Source organism: Pseudomonas karstica, from assembly GCF_009707515.1.
GTDB classification, from domain to species: domain Bacteria; phylum Pseudomonadota; class Gammaproteobacteria; order Pseudomonadales; family Pseudomonadaceae; genus Aquipseudomonas; species Aquipseudomonas karstica.
Genome location: NZ_WLYI01000002.1, coordinates 123,256 through 135,857 on the forward strand (window position 1 = coordinate 123,256; position 12,602 = coordinate 135,857).

The following is a 12,602-nucleotide window of genomic DNA, read 5'->3' on the forward strand; positions in this document are numbered from 1 at the left end:
TGAATCGCCCCATTGACCTTAGATTTGCATTGCGCCAGCAAACCCGCGCGTCAAATCCTCAATCAACGCCTCGACATCCTCAAGTCCGATATGCAACCGCAGCACCGGGTTCAATCCCCGGTCTGCGGCGCTGTTGCGATCCTTGGTATCGGCGACAGTCACCAGGCTTTCGTAGCCGCCCCAGGAAGCGCCCAGGCCAAACAACTGGAGCGCATCGATGAATCGTTCGACGTACGTGACGTCTGCGTCGCGCAATTCGAACGAGAGCAAACCGTTGCTGCCGTTGAAATCCCGCTGCCACAGGGCGTGGCCAGGGTGGTCGGGCAAGCCCGGGTGGAAGACCTGCTTGACCTGCGGTTGAGCTTGCAGCCAATGGGCGATTTCCAGGGCCTGCCGCTCGTGCACCGCCAAGCGCGGCGCCAGGGTTCGCGCGCCACGCAGCACTAAATAGGCATCGTCGGGGCTGACGGTGCTGCCAAAGGTATCGCTCATGGCTGCCAGCGCCGGCCAGACCTCTTCCCGTGTGCAGACGCTGCCCATTACCACGTCACTGTGGCCGCACAGGTACTTGGTCAGGGCCATGATCGAAATGTCCGCCCCCAGGGCCAGCGGCCGATACAGATAACCCGAGCCCCAGGTGTTATCCACCGCCAGCAAGATGCCACGGGGTTTGCATAGCGCCGCGATGGCCGGCAAGTCACTCAGCTCATACAACAGGGAGCCTGGCACTTCGGTGTAGACCATTTTGGTGTTGGCTTGCAGTTGCGCTTCCAGGTCGCGGCCATCCGGGCTGAAGTAGCTGACCTGAATACCGAAGGGTTGAAGAAATTCCTCCGCCAGGCGCCGTACGGGTGAGTACACAGCATCGGTGATCAACACATGATCGCCGGGGCGCAGGTAAGCCAGGAAAGTCTGCGCCACCGCCGCCAGCCCGGTGCAGAACAAACGGCTGCGATAACCGCCCTCCAACTCGCTGACCAGGTCTTCCAGGGCGAAGGCCGTCGGATTGCCCCGAGCGCCATAGCTCAAGACCCGTTCGCTGTCGCGACGGGAACGCGCATCGCGCATTTGCGCCAGGTTGTCGAACAGCACCGTGCTTAACCGGCTGACCGGCACATTGACCGGCCGAGCGCCGCGGCCCTTTGCGGTACGCGCCGAATGAACCAGACGGGTGTTGACCCGCGCATGCCGAGCCGCTTGAGGTTTTGCCTGCAGCGGCTTGAGACTGGCAATTTCGTCTTCGCTCATCTGCGCCAGCAAGCCGATTTCCCAGGCCAGGTACTGACGCGCCGCGTCCTTGTTGCCGGAGTGGCGATCATGGGTGAAAAACAGGAAGTCGATACACCGATCATCAGGCAGTGTGTTACCAACCTCCTGAATCCCAAGGCCTGTTGCGCGCCAGGCGTCAAGCCCGCCGTCCAGCAAGCGGACTTGTGCGCGCTGAGCTTCGGGCAATTCCAGTGCTGCAAAAGCAGCCAGCAGCGGATCATCAGCCAGCAACACCAGCGGCCGCCGGTCACCGGCCACCTCACTGGCGAGCAATGAACGGATCGACCAACGCGCGCCGACGATATGGCCTTTGCGATAGACCATGCTCGGACGCAGATCAATCAGTGCGACCGCGTCATCCTTCAGCGCATCGGCCAATGCCTGTGCCGTAATCAACGGCAAAGTCTGGCGAGCAACGACTGCAAGTGCGGGCAACGCCAGATCACTGTTCACCCCACCCGCCAGCACATAGGCTTCGTGGCCCAACTGCCGAAGCCAACTGGCAACGATCGGTGCGCGCACGCCATCACTGTCGACCAACACCACCCGCGCCTGGCGCACACCGACATACAGATCGGTAGATTGAATCAACTGCCCGCCCGGCGTATGTTGCGCGCCCGGCAGGCTGCCGGCGGCAAATTCTTCGGCGGTGCGCACGTCACACAGGAACACGCTGCGCCCGGCATCCCTGGCCCACTGCTCGACCTGAGCGGCCTCGACGGTTTTCACTCCGGCTCGCTGCGCCAGTTGTGCAGCGGCCAGACGCTGCGCGGGCAGAGTGCTGGATGTCACCTCATCGGCGTAACGTCGAGTGCTGCCATGTTCTAACTGAAAATCCTCCAGATACCAGCCCTGAGTTCCGTTCTCCAAGGCGTAGATCGGGTTCTTCAAGCCCAGGTTGATCAACGTTTGGGCGCCGATAATGCTACGCGTTCGACCGGCGCAATTGACCACGATCGGCATGCGCTCGTCCGGCACCAGATCATGCACGCGATAGCCCAGTTCGCCATTCGGGCAGCAGACCGACCCAGGAATAGTCATCTTGCGGTATTCATCGAACGGCCGACCGTCGAGTACCACCAGCGGCTCGCCCCGGGTTTGCCATTCGGCCAATTGCTGCGCCGTGACATGGGGCGTATGGCTGGCCTCTTCCACTAACTCGCCGAAGGCCTTGGAAGGCACATGCACACCGGCAAACAGTTGGAACCCGGCGGCTTGCCAACCCTCGGCGCCGCCGTCAAGTACATGCACACGGCTGTAGCCCAGCGAGTGCAGGCGCTGAGCGGAACGCGCCGCGACGTCGCCACCGTCCTGGTCATAGATCACCAGCCGCACCTGAGGGTTCGGCGCCAGACGCCGAACCTCCAGCTCCAGGCGGCTATAGGGCAGGTTCACCCCGAAAAACAGGTGCGCTTCGCCGTATTGGCCATGCTCACGCACGTCAAACAGGGCAATTTCCTGCCCATCGAACAGCCATTGCCGCAGTTGTCCTGGCGTTACGGTCTGGTCGATCATGCGTAGGCCTTGATCGACGGCGCCATTTGCGAGGCGTTGTAATTGAGAATGCGCCCGTCGACCTCGATACCGTAACGGCCGTTGAGGGACTCCAGCGGCAAACCGTAAAGGTGCAAGTGCAGTGTCGGTTGCTCGCCCTCGACCAGAATGCCATGTAGGTCTTCGCCGAGAAACGAGATGGAAGTGCCGGGCTGCACAATCACTTCCTTTTCCAGGTGCAACGTGGTGAAGCCGGGCTCGCGACCTTCGTCATCACGCCGGTAGACGTAGTTGATTTCCTGGCCTTCGACGGCACTGATGATCGCCCAGGTTTCATGGTTGTGAGGGAGGGTGCTTTTGCCCGGCAACAGCGAGTTCAGGTACAGCGTCGGGGTGTCGCCATCGTCATTGAGACGGTAGCGAAACGCGGTGCTGCCCTGCCCCGGTACCGGTGCAGGGAACGCCTCGAAATTAAACAGATCGCGGCGCTCGGCCAAGGCTTCAAGCAAGGAAACGATTTCCACCAGCGCGGCGCGGTCGACGCCCCGCTGATGAATGACGCGGATTTTCTTCAGGAAATCCTCGATGACATCGGCACGGTTAACGGTACTCATGAACAGGCTCCTCGGTATTAGACGGACAAGCTGTAGCGACTCAGGTTGCTCAACAGATACGGATCATTGGCGATGGGCGGCCGACGGCCCGGATCACCCAGGGCATGCCGCAAAAACTCCTGGGTGCGTTCGCTGGTGGGGTGCTGAAAGATTTGCGTGGCGCTGCCGTGCTCGACGATCACGCCGTGTTCAGTGAAGTAGACAATGTCGCTGATTTCTTCTGCGAAACGCATTTCGTGGGTGACCAGCACGCAAGTCATGCCTTCCTCGGTCAACTCGCGAATTACCGTCAGCACCTCGCCGACGGTTTCCGGATCAAGAGCCGAGGTCACCTCATCGAACAGAATCAATTCCGGACGCATAGCCAGTGCACGGGCAATCGCCACCCGCTGTTGCTGGCCGCCGGACAATTGTCCCGGATAGGCATCGGCCTTGTGCTCCATACGCACCTTGGCCAACAAGGCCCGGGCATCTTTCTCGGCCTCGATCCGGTTGCGGCCCAGCACCTTGCGCGGGGCAATCACCAGGTTTTCCAGCACCGACAAGTGCGGGAACAAGTTGTACTGCTGGAACACAAAGCCCACACGCTTGCGCAACTCGATGCGCTGGGCTTCCTGGGCCAGGGTGTGCACCTCGGTGGTGCCAACGCGGATGCTGCCGCGCTGGGGCTGCAACAGGCCGGTGATGCAGCGCAGGATCGTCGACTTGCCGGAGCCGGACGGGCCGATGATCGACACAGCCTGGCCGCGATGGACGTCTAGGTCGATACCTTTGAGCACCGAATTATTGCCAAACGACAGGTGCAGGTCGCGCAGGCTGACCAAGGGCTCGGCGACAGTCTCAGTAGAAGGCATAACGTCGCTCCAGGCGTTGGGTAAGTCGGGAGATCGGGTAGCAGTAGGCAAAGAACAGCACCAGCAAGCTGAGATAAATCACCACGGTGAAGCCGGTCATGTTCACGGTATTGCTGGCGATTTGCGCGGTGTCGATCACGTCATGCACGCCCACCAGTGATGCCAGCGCGGTGCCCATGGTGATCACCGCATAGAGGTTCATCCACGGCGGCAACATGCGTTTGAAGCACTGCGGCAGGATGATCGAACGGAAAATCTGCCCGCGGGTGAAGGCCAGGGAACGTGCAGCTTCCCACTGCGTACTGGGGATCGAGGCAATGGCGCCACGGAAGATTTCCGCGACATTGGCACTTGCCGGCAACGCCAGGCCGATGGTGACCTTGACCCAGTCCGGGAACGAGACATAGGTGCCGGCGATGTGGATCTCGAACGGGAACACGTAGGTAGTGAAATAAATCAGCACCAGCCACGGCGCATTACGGAAAACCTGCACCCAGATCCACGCCGGCAATCGCAGCAGCCGCAGGGGTGATAACGCCAAAGCACCCACCAACAGCCCCAGCAACGATCCCAGGCCGATGGCGACAAGACTGATCAAAATGTTCTGGCCAAAGCCCACGGCCAGGGCCGGCGACCATTGCAGCAAGGCCTTGGACACTGGGCTGTATGGGGCGAAATACACCAGATAGAGCACGGCGCCGGCCAACAGCAATAGCTTGCCGACATGCCGCCGCGGCCAGGCCAGCGGCGCGCTCACGGCCGATTCAATGGCCATAGCCGGGCATCCTCAGGCGCGCTTCAAGGTAGCGCCCCACGCAATTAACGATAAAACTCAGTAGGCCGAAAAAACTCAGGATCAGAATCATCAACTCCAGCACGTTGTCGCTTTGGGTCCAGATCATAATCGCCGCATAAGTGATGTCTCCCACGGCAATAGCCGAGGCCACGGCGGTCATCTTCACCAAGTCGATCAGGTTGTTGATCAGCGACGGCAAGGCAAAACGCAGGGCCAGCGGCAACTGCACATTCCACAGCAACTGACGACTGCTGAACGCCAGCGAACTGGCCGCCTCCAGCGTCACGCTTGGTACCGCCTCGATACCGGCACGCAAGGCTTCGGCATGGAACGCACCCTTGTGCAACGAGATCACGATCACCACCCAGGCGAACGGTGTAAGCGGATTGGCCGCGCCGACCGCCTGGGTCAGTAGCATGTTCAGTACCAGGAAGGCGCAATACAACTGCACCAGCGTCGGCGTATTGCGGGTGACCTCAACGAATATCCTTGCCGGTGTTGCCAGCCAGGCTTTGCCAGAGGTCAGCATCGCCGCCAATCCAACACCGGCCAGCAGGCTTCCAGCAATGGTGAACAGACAGAGCAGCACCGTGGTCAGCGCACCCTGCTCCAGGGTTCCTCGTTGGTAGCTGTCCAGCACAAAGCCGTAGTTCAGGCCAAACCCGGCAGCCCAGTGAACGAAAAGCTCCAGCCAATGGTTCATGGTTCGCCCCGCAATTGCGCGCAGGCGTGGGCGATGCGACGCCCGGCTTCAACAACGCTGTCGGTTGCCGTGGCGATGGACAGGCGAAACCACGGCGACAAGCCATAAGCGCTGCCCGCCACACCCGCCACGCCCTCCTCCAGTAAATACGCCACAACCTCGGCATCGTTGTTCAGGCACACGCCGTCCGGGCGATAACGTCCCAGCAACCCGGCGCAGCGGGCAAACACGAAGAAGCCACCTTGAGGTTCGAGCACGTCAAGACCGTCCACTTTGCGCAAGGCACTCACCAGTAAATCCCGGCGTTGCTGGTAAGCCTCGACCTGCGGCCGCAAGAAATCCAGCCCGCCCTCGAAGGCTGCCAACGCAGCAGCCTGCCCGACTGAAGAAGCTCCCGACGTGGATTGCGATTGCACGACTGCCATGGCGTTGGTCAGCACTTGCGGCCCGGCACCAAAACCGATGCGCCAGCCAGTCATGGCGTAAGTCTTGGACACCCCGCCCACCAGCAGGCAGCGCGGCTGCAAGTCCGGCGCGACGTTGAGCAGGTTCTGGGCCGGATGACCGTCAAAGCGGATATGTTCGTAGAGCTCATCCAGCAGAATCAGCACCTGTGGATGGCGACGCAGCACCTCGGCCAAGGCTTGCAGTTCAGCCTCGCTGTAAACTGCGCCACTGGGGTTGCCGGGGCCGTTGAGGATCAGCCAGCGCGTGCGTTCGCCAATGTGTTGCTGCAGCTGTTCTGCGCGAAGCTTGCAGCCCTGCGCCAGTGTGCACTCGATAAACACCGGCGCACCGCCATTGAAGCGCACGCTGTCCGGGAAGGTCGGCCAGTACGGCGTCGGCAGCAGCACCTCATCGCCGTCGTCGAGGGTCGCGGCAAAGGCATTGAAGATGATCTGTTTTGCCCCGTTGGCAATCACGATCGATTGCAGCGGATAGTCCAGACTGTTTTCCTCCTGGAGTTTGCGTTGCACAGCGACACGCAAGGCTTTTACGCCAGGCGTCGGGGTGTACTTGGTGGCACCACTGGCGATCGCGGTATAAGCGGCCCGCTTGATGTGTTCAGGGGTATCGAAATCCGGCTCGCCGGTGGTCAGGTCGAGGATGTCGCGACCGGCATCACGCAACGCCGTGGCTTGGGATTTGGCAGCGGCATTGGCCGACAGCGAGACGCGCTGCACGCGCTTGGACAGGCGAAGCGTCATGACGCAAGCACCTCCAGGACTTTGCCCGGGTTGAGCAGGTTCTTGGGGTCCAGTGCCTGCTTGATGCGGCGCATGAGGTCCAGTTCCACCGGGCTTTTGTAGCGCTCCAATATGTCCCGTTTGCGCTGGCCGATGCCATGTTCGGCACTGATGGAGCCGCCATGGGCATGGGCACTATCATGCACCAGTAAGCTGAGCGCGGCGTAGTCAGCCATATGCGCCTCGACCGTCGAGCCCAGTGGATGAGCGACGTTGTAGTGCAGGTTGCCGTCGCCCAAATGGCCGAACGTGAAATGACGGACACCGGGGAAATGTGCCTGCAACAACGCATCGGTATGAGCGACAAACGCCACGACCTGGGAAGTCGGTACTGAGATGTCGTGCTTCATGTTACGACCTGCGCGTTTCTGCGCCTCGCTCATATTCTCCCGCAACAGCCATAGGGCTTCGCTCTGGACCAGGCTTTCGGCGATCCACGCATTGGCCAGCAATTCGCGCTCGAAGGCCTCACCCAACACCTCTTCAAACGTTTGACGGGCATGGCTTTCGCTGTGGTTGTCGGACAGCTCCAACAGTGCAAACCAAGGCTGCCCGGCGCCGAGAAAAGGTTGCGGACCTTGCGGGAATTGCTCGCGCAGCAGCGATAGACAATCAGCACTGAGCAGTTCGAATGCAGTGAGGCTGGCACCGAAACCGGCGCGGACATGGGACAGCAATTGCACCGCCTGGGCCAAAGAATCGAAAGCCAACAGGGCCGTAGCCCGTGCCTTCGGCAATGGAAAGAGTTTCAGGGTCGCGGCGGTGATAATTCCGAGTGTGCCTTCGCTACCGATGAACAGGTCACGCAGATCATAGCCGGTGTTGTCTTTGCGCAATCCACGCAGGCCATTCCAAATCTCACCCTCGGCGGTGACCACTTCCAACCCCAGGGTCAGCTCGCGGGTATTGCCATAACGCAACACGGCGGTGCCACCAGCATTGGTGCCCAGATTGCCGCCGATGGTGCAACTGCCTTCGGCTCCCAGGCTCAGGGGAAACAGCCGGCCGGCGTCACGGGCAACGTCCTGGACAGTTTGCAGAATGCAGCCCGCCTCGACGGTCAGGGTGTCGTTATCAATGTCCACCGTGCGCACTCGATTCATCCGATCAAGTAACAGCAATACTGCCCGGCCGCTGGCATCCGGGGTGGCGCCGCCCATCAGGCCGGTGTTGCCGCCCTGCACCACCACCGGCGTATCAGTGGCCACGCACATGCGAACCACTGCCGCGACTTCCTCGGTGTTCGCTGGATGCACTGCGGCAATAACCTGGCCGACGTAACGACCCTGCTTGTCGGTCAGGTAGGGTGCAGCTTCTTCGCTGTTCTGCACATGACTGGGGCCGAGCAGTTGCTGCAAGGCAAGAAATATCCGCCGACTCATGGTTGCGATGCCAGCGGTGGCGTGTTGCGGTATTGCTCATGCAGGTCACGCAACGCCTGGGACGGCGTCATACCTGTGCGCTCGCCCAATTCGATCAGCCAGCCGCTACGGTGCCAGTCGCGCACAATGGCATCCAGTTTCGCCTGGGTATCGTGCTCGCCTTTACGCAGCCAAATCACCGAGTTTGACGGGATCAGGTCACCCGGCAGCGGGATTTCATACTCGGCCCACTCGGGTTCGCTCAACAATGCATGCATGGTCGGGCTGACATGTACCGCCGCCACACAGCCATTGCCGCGCAGCGACAACAGCGATTCGGACTGGCTGCGGAAAGCCTTGATCTGCGCGCCGTAGGTTTCCTGCAGCGGCTTGATGAAGTTGCTGCCCTGGGACACACACACCGGCTTGCCCTTGAGGTCGCGCCATTGAGTGATGCCCGCACCTTTGCGAATCAACGCGGCGCCACCGACTTCTTCATAGGGCGTGGGCACGTAGTCAAGAATCTCGCCGCGTTCTTCGGTGAACTGCATGTTGGCGATGAGGATATCGACCTTGCCCTGCTGCAGGAACTGCACTCGGTTTGGAGCCAGGACCGAAACGGTCTTGGCTTCGACGCCCAGCGCCTTGGCAACGCTTTTGGCCAGTTCGACGTTATAGCCCAGGTGCTCGCCGGTCTTGGGGTCGATGGTGCCGAACGGCGGGCCACTGAGAATCACCCCGACGCTGATGGCGTGGCGTTGCTCGATCTTGTCCAGCGTGGCATCGGCCTGGGCGAGGCTCGCCCCCAATGCAGCACACCAGGCAAGGCATAGGGTTGCAGCGGAAAAATAACGCTTCATGCACGACTACCTTGAACGACCGTCGTGCAAAACGACGGTCTCTTGAAAACGTTGAGGGGGTACCTGGCTCAGGCGCCGTTGGCTTGGAACTGCTTTTGCAATTCCAATAGGGCCGGTGACGCGGGGGTGATGTGGTTGCGAGTCTGTGCCTGGATCAGCCAGCCGCTACGGTGCAGTTCCTTGACGATGAGGTCGAGCCTGGCCTGGGTATCGCTTTCTGCGCGACGGGTCCAGATCACCGACGGGGCCGGGTTGAGCTCTGGGGTGAGCGCGCGATAGCCCTGCCATTCGGCGATGTCGGCGATCAACGGGTTAATCAACGTGGCGTCATGCACCGCCGCGACGCAGTTATTGCCACGCAGTGCCAACAGGGACTCCGATGAGCTCTTGAAAGCCTTGATCTCGACGCCCAACTCAGTGAGAGGCTTGATGTAACTACTGCCCTGGGAGGTGCAGACTGGTTGGTTCTTCAGGTCCTCCCAATGGGTAATCTTGCTGTCCTTGAGCACTGCGGCAGTGCCGCCGACACGGTAGAACGGCGTCGGCACAAACCCTAGGATCTCGCCACGCTCGGCCGTCCATTCCATGTTGGCGATCAGCAAATCAACTTTGCCCTGCTGCAGAAACTGCACGCGGTTGGCCGGCAATACCGGCACCAGTTGCACCTCGACGTCCAGTCGGCGCCCCAGTTCCTGAGCCAAGTCGACGTTCAGACCACGAGGTTTGTGTGTGGCGGGATCAATCCCGCCGAAGGGACCACCGGACAGCAACACCCCGACCACCAACACGTGACGTTGCTGGATTTTATCCAGGGTTGCATCAGCCTGAGCGCTGGTCATGCCCACCATCGAGATCAAGGCCCCCAGCATCACAGGCAACAATCGTTTAACGGGTGAGCGCTCGAGCAACATGGATTTCCCCTCATGAATGATCGGCGTAACCCCGACCTGATGTGTGGGCATCCTAAGTACAGTTCTGAAGTAACGGAAATTCATATATCTAATATCGTTATAACTTACAGTATCTAAATTGACAGACGACCCTAAAAAAACCCATATATAACTGGGAAATCTTAGTGAAAAACAAATAAACCGCCGCCAACACATTATAAAATGTAATATTTATGTTTGCAGGCTTGATATAAAAACAACACCGGAAATGGCCATGTCGACCTCACCTACCCTCGATCTTGAATTACTGCGCACGTTCATCGCCGTGGCCGATCACCATAGTTTTGCCGAGGCCGGAGCGAAACTGGCCCGCACGCAATCGTCGGTCACCCAGCATATGCAACGCCTGGAACACCTTGTAGGCGTGAGCCTGTTCGAGAAGCGCGGGCGACAAAAACAACTCACCGAAGCAGGCACACAGTTATTGCGCCACGCGCGGCAGATGCTCTCGCTCAACGATGGAGCCCTGAATTCCCTGCGTGAAAGCAGCTTGAGCGGCGTGTTGCGCATCGGCTCGCCCCATGACATCGCCGACACCATCCTGCCGCCGATCCTCAGCCACATCGCCCGCTCGGCACCGCGCTTGCGCCTGGAGATCGATGTCGGCCGCAGCCCGTTCCTGATGGACGACCTGCACCGAGGGAAGGTCGACATGATAATTTCCACCCGCGAAGACCCAAGCCTCGAAGGCTTTGCCTTGCGCACCTCGCCGGTGTGGTGGATTTGCTCGGCGCAGTACACCCATACACCGGGTGAACCCTTGCCACTGATTCTCGTGGATGAACCGAGCATCTATCGCCGCTACGCGCTGGAAGCCCTGGAGCGCGCCAACATTCCCTGGCGCCAGGCCTACCTGGCGTCGAACCTGATCGGTATCAAGGCGGCGACGCGTGCGGGGCTGGGCGTCACGCCCAGAAGCATGGAAATGCTCGGCCCCGATATGCGCGTACTGGGTGAAAATGACGGATTGCCGCGACTGCCGGACGTCACCTATCACCTGTGGATTCGCCCTAACACCGTGAACCCGCTGGTGCGTCGGGCCTATGAGTTGATCAAAAACAGCCAGGGGTATTGATGACCGGCCTCAACTGCCCCCGCTATCGTGAGCTTCTTCGAAGAAGTAATCCTTCCAGCTCGCCGCCTGGTTTTTCAGTACGCCTAATTCCTGCAGTTTCTCGGCATAGATAAAAGTGCGCTGTGGCACCACGGTGAAATCGATTTCAGGGTCGGCGATGATTTTCTCAACCAATGACAGGGCCAGCTTCGATTGCTCCACCCGGATATAGGTCTGGGCAGCCGCAGGCTTGTCGGCCTTGATGATTTTCTCGGCTTCAACCAATGCGTCGTAAAACGCCTTGTAGGTTTTCGGGTTGTCGTCGTGGAATTTTTCAGTGGTGTACAGCACGTTGAATGTGGCTTGGCCGCCGAGTACATCGTAGGAACTGAGCACCTTGTGCACGTTGGGGTTCTGCAGTTCCTGGTACTGGAACGGCGGGCTGGAAAAATGCGAGTTGATCTCGGAACCGCCTGCAATCAGCGCCGCCGTCGCGTCCGGGTGGGCAAGGCTGATCGAGATATCGTCAAATTTCTTGAACTGTTCTTTGCCAAACTGCTTGGCCGTTTCGATCTGCAAGGTGCGTGACTGGAAGCCGACACCCGCCGCAGGGACAGCGATGCGATCTTTTTCCGTGAAGTCCTTGAGGCTTTTCACATTCGGATTATTCGTCAGCAGGTAATTGGGCATCGAACCCAGCGAAGCGATAGCCTTGACGTTCTGCTTGCCCTTGGTCCGGTCCCAGATCGTGAGCATCGGCGGCACGCCGGCCGACACCACATCCAGAGCGCCGGCCAACAGCGCTTCGTTCATCGCCGTGGCACCCGAAATACTGTTCCAGTCGACCTTGATGTCGAGGCCCTGCGCCTTGCCATGCTTCTCGATGAGCTGCTGATCGCGTACCACATCCAGTATCAGGTAACCGATGCCAAATTGCTGGGCAATGCTGATTTTTCCTTCGGCCTGAACGCCGGGGCTGAGCAACGCCGTCACCGCTGCCACGGATGCTGCCAACAGGGTCAATGCGCAGCGTTTGAAGGGAGTCGCCATGAAAACCTCAACATTATAGGAACAACAGGCACACGCCTCTGTACCGACAAAAAAAGCGGCCGAGGCCGCAAATATTCACTTTCAATCCGACTATCAGAGCTTGGCGATCGAAACCTCGGTGGATTTAACGAAGGCAATCACCTCGCTCCCCACTTTCAATTCAAGGTCTCGCACCGAACGGGTCGTAATTACCGAGGTGACAATGCCGGAAGCGGTTTGCACATCGATTTCGGAAACCACTTCGCCTAGCACTATTTCCTTGATGACGCCCTTGAACTGGTTCCGGACGTTGATCGCTTTGATGGTCATGGTGAAGTTTCCTATCTGATCTCGGGCTCATCCGCCTGGAT

At 59.7% G+C, this 12,602-nt stretch carries 12 protein-coding genes; 1 reads left to right on the forward strand and 11 read right to left on the reverse strand.

Going from position 1 to position 12,602, the window contains the following annotated elements; all coding sequences use genetic code 11:
* Nucleotides 1-18 precede the first annotated feature (18 nt).
* From metC to GIR22_RS02080, 9 genes are all read right to left on the reverse strand, one after another.
* Nucleotides 19-2,781, reverse strand: coding sequence for a cystathionine beta-lyase (metC, locus tag GIR22_RS02040; protein WP_178122054.1), 2,763 nt, complete (start codon nt 2,779-2,781; stop codon nt 19-21).
* Nucleotides 2,781-3,377, reverse strand: coding sequence for a cysteine dioxygenase family protein (locus GIR22_RS02045; protein WP_154741682.1), 597 nt, complete (start codon nt 3,375-3,377; stop codon nt 2,781-2,783). Before GIR22_RS02045 ends, metC begins: the two co-directional genes overlap by 1 nt.
* Nucleotides 3,378-3,394: 17 nt before the next feature.
* On the reverse strand, nt 3,395-4,231 hold the full coding sequence (locus tag GIR22_RS02050) for an amino acid ABC transporter ATP-binding protein (RefSeq protein ID WP_154741683.1): 837 nt from the start codon (nt 4,229-4,231) through the stop codon (nt 3,395-3,397).
* A complete protein-coding gene (locus tag GIR22_RS02055) occupies nt 4,218-5,006 on the reverse strand; it encodes an amino acid ABC transporter permease (RefSeq protein ID WP_154741684.1) in 789 nt (262 codons plus the stop codon). Before GIR22_RS02055 ends, GIR22_RS02050 begins: the two co-directional genes overlap by 14 nt.
* Nucleotides 4,996-5,730 (reverse strand): amino acid ABC transporter permease, encoded by a 735-nt coding sequence (locus GIR22_RS02060; RefSeq protein WP_154741685.1) that lies wholly within the window; start codon nt 5,728-5,730, stop codon nt 4,996-4,998. Before GIR22_RS02060 ends, GIR22_RS02055 begins: the two co-directional genes overlap by 11 nt.
* Nucleotides 5,727-6,938, reverse strand: coding sequence for an aminotransferase class I/II-fold pyridoxal phosphate-dependent enzyme (locus GIR22_RS02065; protein ID WP_154741686.1), 1,212 nt, complete (start codon nt 6,936-6,938; stop codon nt 5,727-5,729). The genes GIR22_RS02060 and GIR22_RS02065 overlap by 4 nt, the downstream gene beginning before the upstream one ends.
* Complete coding sequence (locus tag GIR22_RS02070) at nt 6,935-8,359, reverse strand: FAD-binding oxidoreductase (RefSeq protein ID WP_154741687.1); 1,425 nt, start codon at nt 8,357-8,359, stop codon at nt 6,935-6,937. The genes GIR22_RS02065 and GIR22_RS02070 overlap by 4 nt, the downstream gene beginning before the upstream one ends.
* Nucleotides 8,356-9,198 (reverse strand): transporter substrate-binding domain-containing protein, encoded by an 843-nt coding sequence (locus GIR22_RS02075; protein ID WP_154741688.1) that lies wholly within the window; start codon nt 9,196-9,198, stop codon nt 8,356-8,358. The genes GIR22_RS02070 and GIR22_RS02075 overlap by 4 nt, the downstream gene beginning before the upstream one ends.
* 68 nt (nt 9,199-9,266) lie before the next feature.
* Nucleotides 9,267-10,109, reverse strand: a complete 843-nt coding sequence (locus tag GIR22_RS02080; protein WP_154741689.1) for a transporter substrate-binding domain-containing protein — start codon at nt 10,107-10,109, stop codon at nt 9,267-9,269.
* Between the two features lie 253 nt (nt 10,110-10,362).
* Between GIR22_RS02080 and GIR22_RS02085 the strand changes: the two genes are divergently transcribed.
* On the forward strand, nt 10,363-11,223 hold the full coding sequence (locus tag GIR22_RS02085) for a LysR substrate-binding domain-containing protein (RefSeq protein WP_154741690.1): 861 nt from the start codon (nt 10,363-10,365) through the stop codon (nt 11,221-11,223).
* Nucleotides 11,224-11,232: 9 nt separating this feature from the next.
* Here the strand turns inward: GIR22_RS02085 and GIR22_RS02090 are convergent, their stop codons facing one another.
* Nucleotides 11,233-12,252 (reverse strand): ABC transporter substrate-binding protein, encoded by a 1,020-nt coding sequence (locus GIR22_RS02090; protein WP_154741691.1) that lies wholly within the window; start codon nt 12,250-12,252, stop codon nt 11,233-11,235.
* Nucleotides 12,253-12,345: 93 nt separating this feature from the next.
* On the reverse strand, nt 12,346-12,561 hold the full coding sequence (locus tag GIR22_RS02095) for a TOBE domain-containing protein (RefSeq protein ID WP_154741692.1): 216 nt from the start codon (nt 12,559-12,561) through the stop codon (nt 12,346-12,348).
* Nucleotides 12,562-12,602: the final 41 nt, after the last annotated feature.

Excerpts from the sequence above, each read along its gene's own strand:
- GIR22_RS02045 (WP_154741682.1), bottom strand. The coding sequence starts at position 3,377 with ATGAGTACCGTTAACCGTGCCGATGTCATCGAGGATTTCCTGAAGAAA.
- GIR22_RS02050 (WP_154741683.1), bottom strand. The coding sequence starts at position 4,231 with ATGCCTTCTACTGAGACTGTCGCCGAGCCCTTGGTCAGCCTGCGCGAC.
- GIR22_RS02055 (WP_154741684.1), bottom strand. The coding sequence starts at position 5,006 with ATGGCCATTGAATCGGCCGTGAGCGCGCCGCTGGCCTGGCCGCGGCGG.
- GIR22_RS02060 (WP_154741685.1), bottom strand. The coding sequence starts at position 5,730 with ATGAACCATTGGCTGGAGCTTTTCGTTCACTGGGCTGCCGGGTTTGGC.
- GIR22_RS02065 (WP_154741686.1), bottom strand. The coding sequence starts at position 6,938 with ATGACGCTTCGCCTGTCCAAGCGCGTGCAGCGCGTCTCGCTGTCGGCC.
- GIR22_RS02070 (WP_154741687.1), bottom strand. The coding sequence starts at position 8,359 with ATGAGTCGGCGGATATTTCTTGCCTTGCAGCAACTGCTCGGCCCCAGT.
- GIR22_RS02075 (WP_154741688.1), bottom strand. The coding sequence starts at position 9,198 with ATGAAGCGTTATTTTTCCGCTGCAACCCTATGCCTTGCCTGGTGTGCT.
- GIR22_RS02080 (WP_154741689.1), bottom strand. The coding sequence starts at position 10,109 with ATGTTGCTCGAGCGCTCACCCGTTAAACGATTGTTGCCTGTGATGCTG.
- GIR22_RS02085 (WP_154741690.1), top strand. The coding sequence starts at position 10,363 with ATGTCGACCTCACCTACCCTCGATCTTGAATTACTGCGCACGTTCATC.
- GIR22_RS02090 (WP_154741691.1), bottom strand. The coding sequence starts at position 12,252 with ATGGCGACTCCCTTCAAACGCTGCGCATTGACCCTGTTGGCAGCATCC.
- GIR22_RS02095 (WP_154741692.1), bottom strand. The coding sequence starts at position 12,561 with ATGACCATCAAAGCGATCAACGTCCGGAACCAGTTCAAGGGCGTCATC.